General features: G+C 67.3%; 14 protein-coding genes. 9 read left to right on the top strand and 5 right to left on the bottom strand.

Annotated features, from left to right (window positions below; translation table 11 throughout):
• Window positions 1–980 (top strand): thymidine phosphorylase (locus tag VFG33_RS04140; protein WP_325022536.1); only part of this gene is annotated, 980 nt, incomplete at its 5' end.
• Window positions 981–1,060: 80 nt separating this feature from the next.
• On the opposite strand, the gene VFG33_RS04135 is transcribed toward VFG33_RS04140, so the two are convergent.
• Both VFG33_RS04135 and VFG33_RS04130 read right to left on the bottom strand, forming a co-directional pair.
• Complete coding sequence (locus tag VFG33_RS04135) at window positions 1,061–1,765, bottom strand: FadR/GntR family transcriptional regulator (RefSeq protein WP_325022534.1); 705 nt, start codon at window positions 1,763–1,765, stop codon at window positions 1,061–1,063.
• A 54-nt stretch (window positions 1,766–1,819) separates the two neighbouring features.
• Entirely contained in the window at window positions 1,820–2,500 is a 681-nt protein-coding gene (locus VFG33_RS04130; protein WP_325022532.1) for a FadR/GntR family transcriptional regulator, read from the bottom strand.
• Between the two features lie 134 nt (window positions 2,501–2,634).
• Here VFG33_RS04130 and VFG33_RS04125 point away from each other — a divergent pair, with 134 nt between their 5' ends.
• The 5 genes from VFG33_RS04125 to VFG33_RS04105 are packed head-to-tail and all read left to right on the top strand — an operon-like array spanning window position 2,635 to window position 9,137.
• Window positions 2,635–4,254, top strand: coding sequence for an ABC transporter substrate-binding protein (locus VFG33_RS04125; protein ID WP_325022530.1), 1,620 nt, complete (start codon window positions 2,635–2,637; stop codon window positions 4,252–4,254).
• 11 nt (window positions 4,255–4,265) lie between these two features.
• Entirely contained in the window at window positions 4,266–5,225 is a 960-nt protein-coding gene (locus VFG33_RS04120; protein ID WP_325022528.1) for an ABC transporter permease, read from the top strand.
• The gene (locus VFG33_RS04115) at window positions 5,225–7,189 is read left to right on the top strand and encodes a dipeptide/oligopeptide/nickel ABC transporter permease/ATP-binding protein (protein WP_325022526.1); all 1,965 of its coding nucleotides are present in this window, start codon (window positions 5,225–5,227) and stop codon (window positions 7,187–7,189) included. Before VFG33_RS04120 ends, VFG33_RS04115 begins: the two co-directional genes overlap by 1 nt.
• Window positions 7,186–8,205, top strand: a complete 1,020-nt coding sequence (locus VFG33_RS04110) for an oligopeptide/dipeptide ABC transporter ATP-binding protein (protein WP_325022524.1) — start codon at window positions 7,186–7,188, stop codon at window positions 8,203–8,205. The genes VFG33_RS04115 and VFG33_RS04110 overlap by 4 nt, the downstream gene beginning before the upstream one ends.
• Window positions 8,202–9,137, top strand: coding sequence for a dihydrodipicolinate synthase family protein (locus VFG33_RS04105; RefSeq protein ID WP_325022522.1), 936 nt, complete (start codon window positions 8,202–8,204; stop codon window positions 9,135–9,137). The genes VFG33_RS04110 and VFG33_RS04105 overlap by 4 nt, the downstream gene beginning before the upstream one ends.
• Here the strand turns inward: VFG33_RS04105 and VFG33_RS04100 are convergent.
• The 3 genes from VFG33_RS04100 to VFG33_RS04090 form a co-directional block, all read right to left on the bottom strand.
• Complete coding sequence (locus VFG33_RS04100) at window positions 9,040–9,753, bottom strand: DUF998 domain-containing protein (RefSeq protein ID WP_325022519.1); 714 nt, start codon at window positions 9,751–9,753, stop codon at window positions 9,040–9,042. The genes VFG33_RS04105 and VFG33_RS04100 overlap by 98 nt on opposite strands.
• A gap of 82 nt (window positions 9,754–9,835) precedes the next feature.
• Window positions 9,836–10,516: a hypothetical protein gene (locus VFG33_RS04095; RefSeq protein WP_325022517.1), complete on the bottom strand. Its 681-nt coding sequence runs from the start codon at window positions 10,514–10,516 to the stop codon at window positions 9,836–9,838.
• Between the two features lie 1,372 nt (window positions 10,517–11,888).
• Window positions 11,889–12,488: a uridine kinase family protein gene (locus tag VFG33_RS04090; protein ID WP_325022515.1), complete on the bottom strand. Its 600-nt coding sequence runs from the start codon at window positions 12,486–12,488 to the stop codon at window positions 11,889–11,891.
• A gap of 187 nt (window positions 12,489–12,675) precedes the next feature.
• Between VFG33_RS04090 and VFG33_RS04085 the strand changes: the two genes are divergently transcribed.
• From VFG33_RS04085 to VFG33_RS04075, 3 genes are all read left to right on the top strand, one after another.
• Window positions 12,676–14,061, top strand: coding sequence for an ABC transporter substrate-binding protein (locus VFG33_RS04085; protein WP_325022513.1), 1,386 nt, complete (start codon window positions 12,676–12,678; stop codon window positions 14,059–14,061).
• Window positions 14,062–14,071: 10 nt separating this feature from the next.
• On the top strand, window positions 14,072–15,022 hold the full coding sequence (locus tag VFG33_RS04080; RefSeq protein ID WP_325022511.1) for a carbohydrate ABC transporter permease: 951 nt from the start codon (window positions 14,072–14,074) through the stop codon (window positions 15,020–15,022).
• Window positions 15,019–15,504 (top strand): carbohydrate ABC transporter permease (locus VFG33_RS04075; protein ID WP_414672920.1); only part of this gene is annotated, 486 nt, incomplete at its 3' end. The genes VFG33_RS04080 and VFG33_RS04075, both read left to right, overlap by 4 nt.

Genomic DNA, 15,504 nt, shown 5'->3' with positions numbered 1-15,504 from the left:
CGGCGTGCGGGGTCGCCGTACCGCAACTGTCCGGCCGCGGTCTCGGCCACACCGGCGGCACCCTGGACAAGCTCGAGTCGATTCCGGGCTGGCGCGCGGCGCTGTCCAACGACGAGCTGATGCATCAGCTCGAAGACGTCGGTGCGGTGATCTGTGCGGCCGGTGACGGACTGGCTCCGGCGGACAAGAAGCTCTACGCGCTCCGGGACGTGACCGGCACGGTGGAGGCGATCCCGCTGATCGCGAGCTCGATCATGAGCAAGAAGATCGCCGAAGGCACCGGCGCGCTGGTCCTGGACGTCAAGGTCGGAACTGGCGCGTTCATGAAGGACCTGGCCGACGCGCGAGAGCTCGCGGAGACGATGGTTGCGCTCGGCACCGATGCCGGGGTGAAGACCGTCGCCCTGCTCACCGACATGTCCACTCCGCTGGGCCTGACGGCCGGAAACGCCTTGGAGGTCAGGGAATCCGTCGAGGTGCTGGCCGGCGGCGGACCGGCTGACGTGATCGAGCTGACCGTCGCCCTCGCCGTCGAGATGCTCGCCGCGGCCGGCGTGACGGATGTCGACCCCGCCGACAAACTCCGCGACGGTACTGCGATGGATGCGTGGCGCCGGATGATCGCAGCTCAGGGTGGGGACGCGGACGGGTCGTTGCCAGTGGCACCCGAGCAGCACGTGATCAACGCTTCCGCCTCGGGAGTGCTGACCAGGCTGGACGCCTTGGCCGTGGGGGTTGCTGCTTGGCGACTGGGTGCGGGCCGGGCTCGTAAGGAAGACCCGGTGTCCGCAGTGGCCGGTGTGGAGATGCACGCCAAGCCAGGTGACGCCGTGACCGAGGGACAGCCCTTGCTCACCTTGCACACGGATGACCCGGGGCGCTTCGACCGGGCGCTGGAGTCCCTTGCTGACGCTGTCCAGATCGCGCCGGACGGATCGTCGTACCGGCCGACTCCGCTGGTGATCGACCGACTCACCTGATCATTCGCCCCCTTTTCACCCTCCTCGCAGGCTGTCCATTGCTCGTCGGCACTCGGCGAGGGTGAAAAGGGGGCGAATGATCAGGTGAGTCGCGGGCTTCGGTAAGGGCCGGTGCCGAGGCGGTCGCGGACTTCGCCGAAGTGCGTGTGCACGGCCTTCTCGGCCTGGTCGGCGTCGCCGGAGGCGATCGCGTCGATCACCCGCTGATGCCGCGCGGCGGTTTCGTCGGGGGACGTGGTGAGGGTCTCGAGGTCGGTCTCGACGGCCCGGTAGACGTCCCAGAACAAGCCGACCAGCTCGCGGGCGAGCGGGACCCCGGCAGCGTCGCAGATGTGCTCGTGGAACTCGCGGTCCGCGGTCGCCGCGTCCGGGCCCTCGACGCGCATCCGTGCGACGCAACCGGAAAGCTCTTGCTGGAGTTCACCGGTGTCGGTCCCCGCGACCCGGCGGGTGAGCTCGGTCTCGAGGATCTCCCGGATCTCGAGCAGCTCGCTCAGCCGCTCGGTGCTGCTGCCGGACAACCGGGTGCGGAACAGCAGCCACGGGTGCAAGGCTGCCGAGCTGGCCGAGCCGACGAAGGTGCCGTAGCCGTGCCGGATCTCGACGATCCCGAGCGCCTGCAGGGCTTTGAGCGACTCCCGGACCGAGTTGCGGCTGACGCTGAAGTCGGCCATCAAGACGTTCTCAGGGGGCAGCGGGGCTCCAGGCTGCAGGTTGCGCGCGATGATCAGGTCGGCGATCGCGTTGGCCAGCTCGTCGCTGCGTTTCGGCCTTGTCACTGCCACGATGCGCTCCTGCCCTTCCCCGGATCACGCAGTCCGTCCCGCATCTGCCACATGCTACGTCGGAGGAGCCGCGAGGCGGTTGCGGACACCAGCGAAATGCGCGGCCATCGCGCTCGCGGTCGCGGTGGGGTCGGCCGCCTCGATCGCCTTGTGGATGGCGCGGTGCCGCTCCAGGATCGCCAGCGGCGGTTCCTCCGGCGGAGTCAGTTCGTGCTCGAGTTGGTGGTACGTGTCCCAGAACGCGCCGAGCAACCGGCTGACCAGCGTGTTGCCGAGCGGCCGGAACAACACCTCGTGGAAGAGCCGGTCGACGGCGGGGGAGATGCGGCCGGCCCTGGCCTCGGCCTCCATCGTGTCGAGGACCTGGCTCAGCTCGGCCAGATCGGGTCGCTGCTGCCGGGTGATCATCCGCTGGGCCAGTCCCGATTCCAGCGCCTCGCGGACCTCGGTCAGCTCGGCCAGCCCGCTCCGCCCGTCCCGCAGGGTGATCCGGGTGTGGAAGGTCAGCTCGTCCACCAGTGAGCCGAGCGACATGGTGCCGACGTACATGCCGAGCCCACGGCGTACCTCCACGATGCCGACGGCCTGCAGGGCCTTGATCGCCTCGCGGACCGAGTTCCGGCCGACGTTCAGCCGGGCGGCGAGCTCGGCCTCGGTCGGCAGCGCGTCGCCGGCGGACAGGTCGAGCCGCAGGATCAGGTCCTTGATCTGGTCCTGCAGTACCTGGTGAGCCATCAGCATTTCCTCCGCGGGGCTTGACCGACTGGAGACGGCCTCCTAAGGTCGGCAGTCGTAGGACGTGGGATGTGGGACAACCCACAACCTACCTGCTGCGAAGCGCAATCACATCCCCTGCCGCTGGAGGCATCGTGAACCAAACCGCAGGATCCGGGTTCGACCGCCGCTCGTTCCTGAAGTACTCCGGTGCGCTGGGCGCAGCCGCGACGATCACTGGTGGATTGTCGGCCTGTTCCAGCGGACCGCAGTCGACCGGAGCGGTCGGGGCCTCCGGGGACACCGACCTGGTCACGGCGGTGATCGGCTATGGCAACAACCAGAGCTGGGATCCCACCCTGACCGCCTCCGCCTTCACGATGGCCGCCATCCAGCACATCTACGAGGGCCTGCTCGACACCGACCCGATCACCCGCGAGCCGTACGCCGCGCTGGCGACGGAGGTACCGGCCGACCTCAACGCCACCTCCTGGAAGTTCACCCTGCGCGACGGTGCGAAGTGGCACGACGGCCAGCCGGTCACCGCCGACGACGTGGTCTTCACCTTCCAGCGGATCCTCGACCCGAAGCTGAAGGTGCTCACCTACTCGTTCTTCGCCAGCTGGCTCAAAGAGGTCAAGAAGATCGACGAGAAGACCGTCGAGCTGGTGCTGAACTTCCCGTACCCCGATGGCGCGCCACGGCTGACCACAGCGAAGATCATGCCGAAGCACGTCTTCTCCCAGGCCGGCGCCTGGGACCTGGCCAAGAACGGCAAGGCGGTCGGCTCCGGTCCCTACAAGCTGGCCTCGCACCAGCCGAAGTCGAACAGCACGTTCGAGGCCTTCACGGACTACAACGGCCCCCGGCCGGCGGCGTTCAAGAAGATGAACTGGCTGAGCATCGTCGACTCCTCGGCCCGGGTCGCGAAGATCTCCGGCGCCAGCGCCGAGGCACAGATCGCCGACAACATCCCCTACGCCAACATCGAGCAGCTGAAGAGCTCGGGCCTCACGGTCGAGGGTGGCAAGGGGATGAACCACATGTTCCTGATGTTCAACACCGCGAACAAGCCGTTCGACGACGTCCGGGTCCGGCAGGCACTGTTCACCGCGATCGACACCCAGAAGATGATCGAGGTCGCGCTCAAGGGCCGCGGCCGGGCGAGCACCTCGTTCCTGAACGAGGAGAACCCGTCCTACGCCAAGGCGAAGACCGTCTACAGCTACGACCCGGCGAAGGCGAAGGCGCTGCTGGCCGAGGCCGGCGTGACGAACCTGTCGATCAACCTGCTCGCCGTGAACGTGAGCTGGATCGTCGACTGCCTGCCCACCATCGCCGCGTCCTGGAACGCGATCGGCGTGAAGACCACACTGGAGCCGCAGGACACCGCCGCGGTGTTCACCAAGATGGACCAGAACGCCGACTACCAGGTGGTCGCGGCGGCGTCGAACCCGAACCAGTTCGGCAATGACGCGGACCTGATCCTTCGGTACAACTACACCCAGGGCGGGGTGTGGATGAAGTACACCCGCTGGGAGAGCAGCGCCGGCGCCAAGGTGATCTTCGCCAAGATGGACGAGGCCATCCGGGCCTCCGACGCGGACACCAAGCTGAAGCTGACCCACGAGTACCTCGACCTGGTCGCCGAGCAGGCGGTGCTGTACCCCGTTCTCCACACCGAGCTGATGACGGCCTGGAACGCCAAGAAGCTGAGCGGGATCAAGGCGCAGTCCTATCCGGGCATCAACCTGCTGCAGGCCAAGCGGGCCTGAGGTAGTCGACTGTGGCCGTCATCGTCAGAATGCTGGTTCGCCGGCTGCTGATCCTGGTTCCGTTGCTGCTCGGCATCATCGCGTTCGTCTTCCTGGTGATGCGGTTCTCCAACAACGATCCGGCGATCGCCTATTTCCAGGGCGCCAATCCGACCGAGGAGCAGTTGCACAACTTCCGGCAGGAGAACGGCCTGCTGGACCCGTTGCCGCTGCGGTACGTGCACTTCGTCGGTGACCTGCTGCAGGGCAACCTGGGAACCAGTGTGCTGACGAAGGCGCCGGTGCTGGAATCGGTCACGACCGCGATGCCGCTGACCTTCCAGCTGACCCTGCTGGGGTTGCTGGTGGCGTTGGTCCTGGCCTTGCTGCTCGGGGTCACCGCCGCGATCTTCCGGGACCGTTGGCCGGACCAGGCGATCCGGCTGGTGTCGCTGATCGGAGTGGCGGCGCCATCGTTCTGGCTGGCGCTCCTGATGATCCAGTACCTCGCGGTCGATCGCGGCTGGTTCCCGCCGAGTGGCTATGTGAATCCGGCCGACGGGATCGGGCCCTGGCTGCGGACGATGACTCTGCCGGCGCTCGCGCTGTCCCTGCCGGTGGCCGCGCAGCTGACCAGGATCATCCGTACTTCGGTCGTCGAGGAACTCGACAAGGACTATGTGCGAACGGCGATCGGCAGCGGCCTGCCGCCGGTGGTCGTTGTCGGGCGCAACGTTCTGCGGAACGCCCTGATCAACCCGCTCACGGTGCTCGGACTGAGGATCGGCTACTTGCTCGGTGGAGCCGTGGTGATCGAGCAGATCTTCACCCTGCCAGGCATGGGCACGCTGATGATCAACGCGGTCCGCGACGGTGATCCGGCCGTGGTCCAGGGCGTCGTACTGACGATCGCGATCGGCTTCGTGGTGGTCAACCTCGTCGTCGACGTGCTGTACCTGCTGGTGAACCCGCGACTGAGGAGCGCCGCCTGATGCGCGGAAAACTGGCCGAACAACTGTCCCGTCCAGGGATCAACTTCAAGCGGTTGCCACCGATGGCCTGGCTTGCGGTCGCCGTGCTGACGGTGGTGATCCTGGCCGCGGTGTTTGCTCCGCTGCTGACGCCGTACGACATCCTGACGCAGGAGGACACCGGTGGCGGGCCGTCGGGCGCGCACTGGTTCGGGATGGACAGCGCGAACCGCGACATCTTCACCCGGCTCGTGTACGGCGCGCGCTGGTCGCTGATGATCGGCCTCGGCGCGACCGTCCTCGCGTTGGTCGCCGGTGCTGTCATCGGAGCCGTCGCAGCCACTTCCCGCAAGGCAGTCGACGAGACCCTGATGCGGCTCCTGGATGTCGTGATGGCGTTCCCCGGCATAGCACTGGCCGCAGTACTGGTGGCGGTGTTCGGTGGATCGATTCCGGTGCTCGTGTTCGCGATCGCCTTCCTCTACACGCCTCCGGTTGCTCGGGTGGTCCGCGCCAACGTGCTCGCGCAGTACGGCGAGGACTATGTGGTCGCGGAGAAGATCATCGGCGCCCGGACACCGTTCATCCTGATCAGGCACGTCGCGATCAACTGCGCCGCACCGGTGCTGGTGTTCTGCACGGTGATGGTTGCCGACGCCATCGTGTTCGAGGCGTCGCTGTCCTTCATCGGGGCGGGGGTCCGGCCGCCGGAGCCTTCCTGGGGGTCGGTGATTGCCGACGGCAAGAACATGGTGTTGCTCGGTGGCTGGTGGGCGACGGTGTTCCCCGGCCTGCTGATCCTGATCACCGTTCTCGCGCTGAACATCTTGTCTGAGGGCGTCTCCGATGCTTGGGCCGCGCCAGCGGCACGGCGGGTGGCTAGCAAGAAGCAGGACAAGGACGCACTGGAGACCGCACAACCCGGCTCCGGTGAACTGGTCGAACTCCCCGGGCTGGACACGGCGGCGACCCGGTTGCGAGAACGAGCGCGGCCCTTACCAGACGGTGAGCCGGTGCTGTCCGTGCAGCAGTTGGCGATCGGCTTCGAGGGCCGGCATGACGGGGTCGACATCGTCGACGGGATCAGCTTCGAGGTACGGCCTGGAGAGGTGCTCGGCCTGGTCGGTGAGTCCGGCTGCGGCAAATCGCTGACCGCGCTCACGGTGATGGGTCTGGAGCCGCGCGGCGCCAGGATCCGCGGACGGATTCGGTTCGACGGCAAGGACCTGCTGAGTCTGCGTCGGTCCGAACGGCGTCGGCTGCTCGGTCACGACATGGCGATGATCTACCAGGATGCGCTGTCCTCGCTGAACCCGGCGATGACGATCAAGTCGCAGCTGAAGCAGGTCGTTCGCCGCGGCGGACGCCGTACGCCGACGGAACTGCTGGAGCTGGTCGGGCTGGATCCCGAGCGGACCCTGTCCAGCTACCCGCACGAACTGTCCGGTGGTCAGCGCCAGCGGGTGCTGATCGCGATGGCGCTGTCCCGTGAGCCCAAGCTGATCGTCGCCGACGAGCCGACCACGGCACTCGACGTCACCGTGCAGGCACAGGTGATCCAGCTCCTGCTGCGGCTGCGGGCCGAACTCGGTTTCGCCCTGATCCTGGTGTCGCACGACCTGGCGCTGGTCGCCGACGTCACCGACCGGGTCGTGGTGATGTACGGCGGTCAGATCGTCGAGACCGGTGTCACGGCCGATCTGGTCGGTGAGCCCGCGCACCACTACGCCCGCGGCCTGCTCGGCTCGGTGCTGTCGCTGGAGTCCGGCGCGGCCCGGCTGACCCAGATCCGCGGCGTGGTGCCCTCGCCGGCCGACTTCCCGGCCAGTTGCCGGTTCGCGGACCGGTGCCCGATGGTCACCGACCTGTGCCGCAGCACCGCTCCCGAGCTGGTCGGTCGGCCCGCACGGCATCTGGTGGCGTGCCATCACCCGGCGGTCATCCTCGACCTTCCGGAGCCGCTGGAGAAGGAGGCACTGCGATGACGGAGAAGCTGCTCGAACTGTCGGGCGTGCACGTCGTCCACCGGGCCCGCTCCGGTGGTCTCTTCAGCAGGGACCGGGTCTACGCGCTGACCGGGGCCGATCTGACCATCGCGGCCGGAGAGACGGTCGGAGTGGTCGGGGAGTCCGGTTGTGGCAAGTCCACGCTGGCCAAGGTGCTGGTCGGCGTCCAGCAACCTACCGAGGGCACTGCTTCGTTCCGGGGCCACGACATCTGGTCGATGAAGCCGGCCGAACGTCGCGAGGCCATCGGCACCGGGACCGGGATGATCTTTCAGGATCCGTCGACCGCGCTGAACCGCCGGCTAGCCGTGCATCGCGTACTCCGTGACCCGCTCGACGTGCACCGGCGCAGCACTGTTGCCCAGCGCAACGAGCGGGTCCGGGAGCTGATGGCGTTGGTAGGACTGCCGCAGAGCGTCGCCGATGCCCTGCCCGGGCAGTTGTCCGGCGGCCAGCGGCAACGCGTCGCGATCGCCCGGGCACTCGCGCTGGAGCCGTCCTTGCTGGTCGCCGACGAGCCGACCAGTGCCCTTGACGTCTCGGTCCGGGCGCAGATCCTCAACCTGCTGCTGGACCTGAAGGAACGGCTCGGCCTGGCACTGGTGTTCGTCTCGCACGACATCCAGACCGTACGGCGGATGAGCGACCGCGTGATCACGATGTACCTCGGGCGGATCGTCGAACAGGCACCGGCCGGCGGGATCGCCCGGCAGGCCCGGCATCCCTACACCCGGGCGCTGTTCTCGGCGACACCCGGCCTGATCTCGCCGATCGACCCGATCCCGCTGGTCGGACCGGTACCGTCCGCGACCCGGCCGCCCAGCGGCTGCCCGTTCCGGACCCGGTGCTGGAAGGCGGACGACGCCTGCGCCGTTTCGATGCCCGACTTCGAGTCCGATGCCGCCGATCCGGCGCACCGGTTCCGCTGTTATCACCCCGTCGTCGAGCGGGAGTCCACCGATGACCTGATCACCCAAGCACTGGAGCGTTCATGACCTTGCCTGCCCGCCTGACCGGTGTCATCCCACCTGTCTGTACGCCGCTCACCCCGGACTACCAGGTGGACACCGCCTCGCTGGTCCGGCTGGTCGACCACCTGATCGACGGCGGCGTTAGCGGACTGTTCATCCTCGGCTCCACGTCCGAGGTGGCGTACCTGCCGGACGGGCACCGCCAGGTCGTGCTCGAGACGGTGGTGGCCCACGCGGCAGGTCGGCTGCCGGTGCTGGCGGGCGTCATCGACACGGCGACCCTGCGGGTGATCGATCACGTCCGCACGGCCGTCGCGGCCGGCGTCGACGGCATCGTGGTGACGGCGCCCTTCTACACCCGCACCCACCCGGCCGAGATCGACAAGCATTTCCGAATGGTCGCTGCGGCCGCGGGCTTGCCGGTCTTCGCCTACGACCTGCCGGTGTCGGTACACACCAAGCTCGGTGCCGACTTGCTGCTGCAGCTCGCGGCCGACGGCGTACTGGCGGGGCTGAAGGATTCCAGTGGTGACGAGGGTGGTCTGCGCAATGTCATCCTGCGGGCGCGCGACCGGGGCGACATCACCGACTTCAGCGTGCTCACCGGCTCCGAACTGACCGTCGACAATGCCCTGTGGATGGGAGCCGACGGAGTGGTTCCGGGCCTCGGCAATGTGGACCCACGGGGCTACGCCAAGCTCTTCGACCACGCGGTCGCCGGTGAGTGGGAGGAAGCCCGCACCGAGCAGGAACGGCTGCTGCGTCTGTTCGAACTGATCGGCGTAGGCGACCCGGCCCGGATGGGTATGAGCTCCTCCGCCCTCGGTGCCTTCAAGGCAGCACTGCAGTTGCGCGGGGTCATCCAGTACGGCGTGATGGCGCCACCCCAGATTCCACTGGATACAGACGAGATCGCTCAGGTCGAGAAGTTCCTCGTGGCAGCCGGCTTGCTCTGAGCAGGTGGGTGCCGGCGATGAGGAGCCAGATGGGTAGCGCGTAGGCGGTCATGCGCTCCGTTCCGCCGAGGCCGAGGCCGAGATCGTTTCCGCCGAGATGCAGCACTATGCCGATCAACCCGACGCCACCGAGCGCAGCGGCGTACCGGCGGGTGTTGTTGATCGGCTTGCTGCTCCGGAGGAATGCGGTCAGCAGCAGGGCGAGGTTGCCGCCGGCAAAAATCACGAACGCGCCGCCCAGCAGGTGCAGGTCTTCGTTGACGTCCGCTGGTGAGAGGCCGGCGACCATCCATCCACCACCCGTTGCCACCAGCAAGGAACGGATGGTGCGGGCCAGCGTCGTGCGTGGCCACGCGGCGTCGGTCAGCAGGACGCCGACGATGATCAGCGCGCCGCCGAGCGTCAGGGACATGTTCATCAGGCCGTGCAGTGGTGAACACACCGAACGGCCGTCCCACTCGCCGCACTGCACGTTGCCCAGATCGCTGATGTAGTTGTCCGCCCAGCTGTACGGCCCTTTCCAGGTGACCTGGACGACCAGCATGACGACGATGAACTGCCCGACCGCGGCGATCCAGGCGATGGCTCCGGCTCTGACTGACTGGTTCGGGTTCACCCGATCGACGCTAGTGAGCGGACGGTCGCCGGCCGATGGTGCTAACGCCCCATCAGGGGTAGCGCAAACGCCACCCTGCCGGTCAGCCGGACGGTTTGGTCAGCTGGGCCCTCTGCTGCTTGGCGATCTTGGTGACGAGCCCGGCGTCGGGGACCAGGGTGTCACCGATCTGGACGGTCTGCCGGACGGTGATCTCGGCGACCACGTTGCCGACCACGAAGCTGACCTGCGCGACGGCCTCGGACTGGTCCGAGACTCCCTTGGGGACCGTGCGTGCGTCGGACAACGCGTTGGGAACACCCAATACTGCGAACTGCTTGCTATGCGTCTCCTGGTTCCAGAAGCCTTGCCGCAGGTCGTTCGCCTTCTTCGGCGAGCCGGTCTTGAACAACTGCACGGTGAACCGCTTCTTCCGGTCCGGGCTGACGCGTGCCGCCTGGTACCCCTCGGCGAGATCCGCGTTCAGCAACAACGCGCGATCCTCGGCCGGTGCCGCCGACAGATTGTTCACAAACGACTCGAGCCCGAAGGCGCCGGTGAACTCCCGCGAGTCGTCCAGATACCCCGCCGGGACCACGACCAGCGAGCCCAGTCCGCTCTTCGGCGCAGCGGCAGAGGGCGCCACCGGAGCCTTCTGGCCGGCTGCCGCAGGGGTGGCGGCGGGGGCCATGGCACCTGCGTCACCACCGCAACCAGCGAGCACGACAGAGCCCAGCAGGGCAGCACTCACCACCAGTACAACGCCGGATCCGCTCCGCCTCACGCTTCCTCCGCAGGGTCCAGGAGCCACGATCGGATCAGACGAAAGTGAACACCAGACAAATTGTCCCTGGCAACGGGTTTCAAAAACGCCACTACACGGGTACGGCGCTACGCCGGGAACGGGTGGTTCGTGGGTGCGTAGGTGTGGGTGGTTCGCGGGTAGGTGTGGGTGGTTCGCGTCGCCGGGCTGCGTGAGTTTGCTAGTCGTGGTGAGGTGAGTGAAGGGCGCCTTTGGCGTCGCCTTCGGCGATCGAACGAGTTCGACCCTTGACACACCTCACCACGACCAGGGAAGGACGCAGCTACGCCCGGAGCCGCTGAGAAGAACGGCCACAATTCAGGGATTCCCTCGAGGGGTGCTGCCCAAGGGATTCGTCGGGCAGGCTGCCCGGGTGGTTCGCCGGTTCGGCCGCGCGGGCGGTTCGCCGGGAGCGGGGCTGGGGATTCCCTGGCCTGGCGACTGGTGCACCCCACCCCGGCGCCGGCCGTCGCGCTTGCGCCGGATCTGGACGGGGTTGACCACTGAGATTGTGGGTTGTCACCTGAGAATCTCGAGGGGCAACCCACAATCTCAGTGGTCAACCCCCCAAAATACGGCCCGGTCAGCGGCGATTGCCGGCGGGCGAGACCTCGCGCACCACCTAGCGGAACGCGCACACCACCAGGCGGACCAGCCGGTGAACCACCCGGCCGATAGCCGCCTGCTCGGCCGATACCGCCCTACAGACCGGCATCGGCCCAACGACCCGGCATCCACCCGGACGCGCCCACCGCCGATAGCGGGCTGTTCGACCGATAGCGCCCAGCAGACCGGCATCGGCCCCACAAACCGGCAGCCGGCGAGACCGCGCCACGGCTTGCGGCCCGGCCCCACCCGGACCTACAGAACCCACCGAAACCACCCCGGGAAACCGGTTACTGGACAGGGTTCCGCGAGTTCTGTAGGTCCGGATGGGGCCACTTCGGTAACCGGCGCCACCCGGGCCGCCGGAATCAGCGGGATCGCCGAACACCCCGCACGAACCACCCGGGCGGACGGGATCCCCTGAACGCAGCTCACACCTTCGCCCCGGAACCACCCGGGCGAACGGAATCCCCGGATGCAGCTCACACGTCAGCGCGGGATCCGCGTAGCTGCGTCCTTCCCTGGTCGACGTGGTGGGTGTCAAGGGTCGAAACTTGTTTCGAGCCCGAAGGGCCGCGAAGCGCCCTTGACACCCACCACCTCGGCTAGCACACTCCCGCAGCGGAGACCGCGCAACCACAGCACCAATGCACCGGGCGCAACCACAGCGCTCATCCACCGAGCGCAACCACGATCACCGACGGTTGGCTGGCGGAGAGACCGCGCAACCACAGCACCAATGCACCGGCTAATGGGCGGTGCTGATTGCCAGGAGGGTGGCGATTCGGCGGCGGGCGGCCTTGGGGTGGAGGGGTTCGCAGCCGGCGTCGAGGCAGCGGCGGACCACTCGGGGGTCGTCTTTCAGCAGCAGCAGGCCGCGGCGGAGCAGGGTCAGTGGTGGTTTGCGATGTTCTCTCAGATCGCGCTGGAAACGGCGTGCGAAGGTGACGAGACGGTGGTGCCGCACACAGATCGCGGCAGCCAGGAGACCGCGCGTCCGCAGGTCTCCCACGATCTGGTCGGCAAAGATGCCCTCGGCAATTACCAGGGGTGATCCTCCGGTGACGACCTGCCGATGTCCGGTCGTCCCGTCGGCCGCGATGTCGTAGATCGGCATGTCCGCCGACCCCGCCGTACAGAGTTGCTCGAGTGCGGCGACCGCGCGGCCGGCGTCCCACGAGCCCGGGGCGTCCCAGTCCACGATCCCGAGCGGCGAGCGCGGCATCGCCGCGTCGTCGCCGTCCCGGTAGAAGTCGTCCAGCCGCACCACCGGCAGCCCCACCACCTCGGCGAGATGAGACTTCCCCGCCCCTGACGGCCCCGCCAGCAAGATCACCCGAGCACTCACCCACCGCATTCTCCGTCATCCCCGTCCGAGCCCAGTCTTCAGCATCAGGTGCTCAGTTGAGCAACAGAGCGCTCTAGTGATGCGCGAAGTCTTGACACGCCCGGCTGTGCCCGGGTTCACTCGCCCTGTGAGCAGGGTGGTGCTCATATGAGCGTGTCCTGAGACCCCGACGGAGAAGGAGCAGCTCGTGCTGGAACAGGGGAAGCGACGGATCAGTCGGCGCCGGATCGGGGGCGTCGCTGTCGCGCTCCTCCTCGTGAGTGGGGTCGGCAGCTGCGCCGGCTGGGGTGGCGGTGCGGGCGGTGGCGGATCCGACAGCATCAACGTGCTGATGGTGAACAACCCGCAGATGGTGGACCTGCAGAAACTCACCGCGGACAACTTCACCAAGCAGACCGGGATCAGCGTCAACTACACCGTGCTGCCGGAGAACGACGTCCGGGACAAGATCAGCCAGGAGTTCTCCAGCCAGGCCGGCCAGTACGACGTGGCGTCGCTGAGCAACTTCGAGATCCCGATCTACGCGACCAGCAAGTGGATCGCGCCGCTGTCGGACTACATCGCGAAGGACCCGGCGTTCAACCAGGACGACGTGCTGAAGTCGATGACCACGTCGCTCAGCGGTGAGGACGGGAAGATCTACGGCGAACCGTTCTACGGCGAGTCGTCGTTCCTGATGTACCGCAAGGACGTGCTCGACGCGAAGGGCATCACGATGCCCGCCAAGCCGACCTGGCAGCAGGTCGCCGACATCGCGGCCCAGGTGGACAACGCCCAACCGGGGATGCGCGGCATCTGTCTGCGCGGCCAGCCCGGCTGGGGTCAGCTGTTCGCGCCGCTCACCACGGTGGTGAACACCTTCGGCGGCACCTGGTTCACGCAGGACTGGCAGCCGCAGGTGGACGCGCCGGAGTTCAAGGAAGCGACGAACTTCTACGTGAACCTGGTCCGCGAGCACGGCGAGCTCGGCGCACCGCAGGCCGGCTTCACCGAGTGCCTGAACAACCTGGTCCAGGGCAACGTGGCGATGTGGTACGACGCGACGTCGGCCGCCGGATCGCTGGAAGCACCGAACTCACCGGTGAAGGGGAAGATCGGGTACGCGCAGGCCCCCGTGGTCAAGACCGACAGCTCCGGCTGGCTCTACACCTGGTCCTGGAGCATCCAGGAGGCCAGCAAGAAGAAGGACAACGCCTGGAAGTTCATCTCCTGGGCGTCCAGCAAGGAGTACGAGGAACTGGTCGGCTCGCAACTCGGCTGGTCCCGGGTCCCGGCCGGCAAGCGGGCCTCGACGTACACCAACCCGCAGTACCTGAAGGAGGCGGCCGCGTTCGCGGGGCCGACCAAGCAGGCGATCGAGACCGCCGACCCGAAGGACCCCGGTGTGCAGCCACGGCCGGCGCTCGGGATCCAGTTCGTCGACATCCCGGAGTTCCCGGACCTCGGCACCCAGGTCAGTCAGGACGTGAGCTCGGCGATCGCCGGCCGGATGAGCGTCGACGAAGCACTGAAACGCGGGCAAGGGCTCGCCGACGACGTAGCTGAGCGCTATCGCTCAAGAGAAGCGAAGTGAGGGAGCGGTCATGACTGTCGAAGCCGAGACTCGCCCGGGTCGTCATAGCGCGCCTCCGCGCAGCCCGGAAGGCACGCTGATGCGCCGGACCGGCGACTGGGCCCGCCGGGCGCCGTTGCTGCCCGCGCTGATCTTCATGATCCTGGTGACCCAGTTGCCGTTCGTGGTCACCGTGATCGTGTCGTTCATGAACTGGAACGCCTACTACCCCGACGAGCGGAGCTTCGCCGGGATCGACAACTTCCGCCGCGTGCTCACCGATGCGAACACCCGGCAGGCGATCTGGGTGACGATCCTGCTGACCGCTGCGGTGGTGCTGATCAGCCTGCTGCTGGGGCTGGCGATCGCGCTCCTGCTGGACCGCAAGTTCCGCGGTCGCGGCATCGTCCGGACGATGATGATCACTCCGTTCCTGATCGTCCCGGTAGCTGCGGCTCTCTTGTGGAAGCACGCGCTCTACAACCCGGAGTACGGGCTCTTCAACGGTGTGCTGACGTGGATCTTCGGGGACAACGCGCCACAGCCCGACTGGATCAGCAATCAGCCTTTGTGGTCGGTGATCTTCGCGCTGGTCTGGCAGTGGACGCCGTTCATGATGCTGATCCTGCTGGCCGGGCTGCAGAGCCGCCCGCTGGACGTGATCGAGGCGGCGGGGATCGACGGCGCCAGTCAGTGGGACATCTTCCGGTACATGACGCTGCCGCACCTTCGGCAGTACCTGGAGCTCAGCGCGCTGCTCGGCGCGATCTATGTCGTGCAGAACTTCGACGCCGTCTTCACCATCACCTCCGGCGGCCTCGGGACGGCGAACCTGCCGTACACGATCTACCAGACCTTCTACACCGCACACGACTACGGACGGGCCTCCGCGGCCGGCGTGATCGTCGTGATCGGCACGATCATCATCGCGACGCTGGCACTGCGCTCGGTGTCCACGCTGTTCAAGGAGGAGGGACGATGACTGGCCAGGTGATGATGGTGACCGGCCGCCAGCGGCGCGGCGGCGGGTGGGCCCTGTCGGGGCTGGCCTGGGTCGTGGGTCTGCTGTTCGTGCTCCCGGTGCTGTGGATGGCGCTGACCTCGTTCCATGCCGAGGAGGACGCGGCGAAGAACCCGCCGGACCTGGCGGCGCCGCTGACCCTCGACGGTTACCGTTCGTTCTTCGACACCGGTCCTTGGCCGTCGATCGCGAACTCGCTCACCGCGAGCATCCTGTCCACCGCGTTGGTGATCCTGCTCGCCTTCCCGGCCGCGTACGCGCTGTCCATCAAGCCGGTGAAGAAGTGGACGGACGTCCTGTTCTTCTTCCTGTCCACCAAGATGCTGCCGGTGGTCGCGGGTCTGCTGCCGATCTACCTGTTCGCACAGACCGTCGGGCTGCTCGACAACATCTGGCTGCTGATCATCCTCTACACCTCGATGAACCTGCCGATCGCGGTCTGG

The sequence above is a fragment of the Kribbella sp. genome (genome assembly GCF_035687465.1).
Taxonomy (GTDB): Bacteria; Actinomycetota; Actinomycetes; order Propionibacteriales; family Kribbellaceae; genus Kribbella.
The sequence above is the reverse complement of the archived record's forward strand: the minus strand, read 5'-3'. Positions and strand labels throughout refer to the sequence as shown.

Bases quoted from the DNA above. Each gene is read 5' to 3' on its own strand.
- VFG33_RS04130 (WP_325022532.1), bottom strand. From the start codon at position 2,500: ATGGCTCACCAGGTACTGCAGGACCAGATCAAGGACCTGATCCTGCGG.
- VFG33_RS04115 (WP_325022526.1), top strand. From the start codon at position 5,225: ATGCGCGGAAAACTGGCCGAACAACTGTCCCGTCCAGGGATCAACTTC.
- VFG33_RS04110 (WP_325022524.1), top strand. From the start codon at position 7,186: ATGACGGAGAAGCTGCTCGAACTGTCGGGCGTGCACGTCGTCCACCGG.
- VFG33_RS04105 (WP_325022522.1), top strand. From the start codon at position 8,202: ATGACCTTGCCTGCCCGCCTGACCGGTGTCATCCCACCTGTCTGTACG.
- VFG33_RS04080 (WP_325022511.1), top strand. From the start codon at position 14,072: ATGACTGTCGAAGCCGAGACTCGCCCGGGTCGTCATAGCGCGCCTCCG.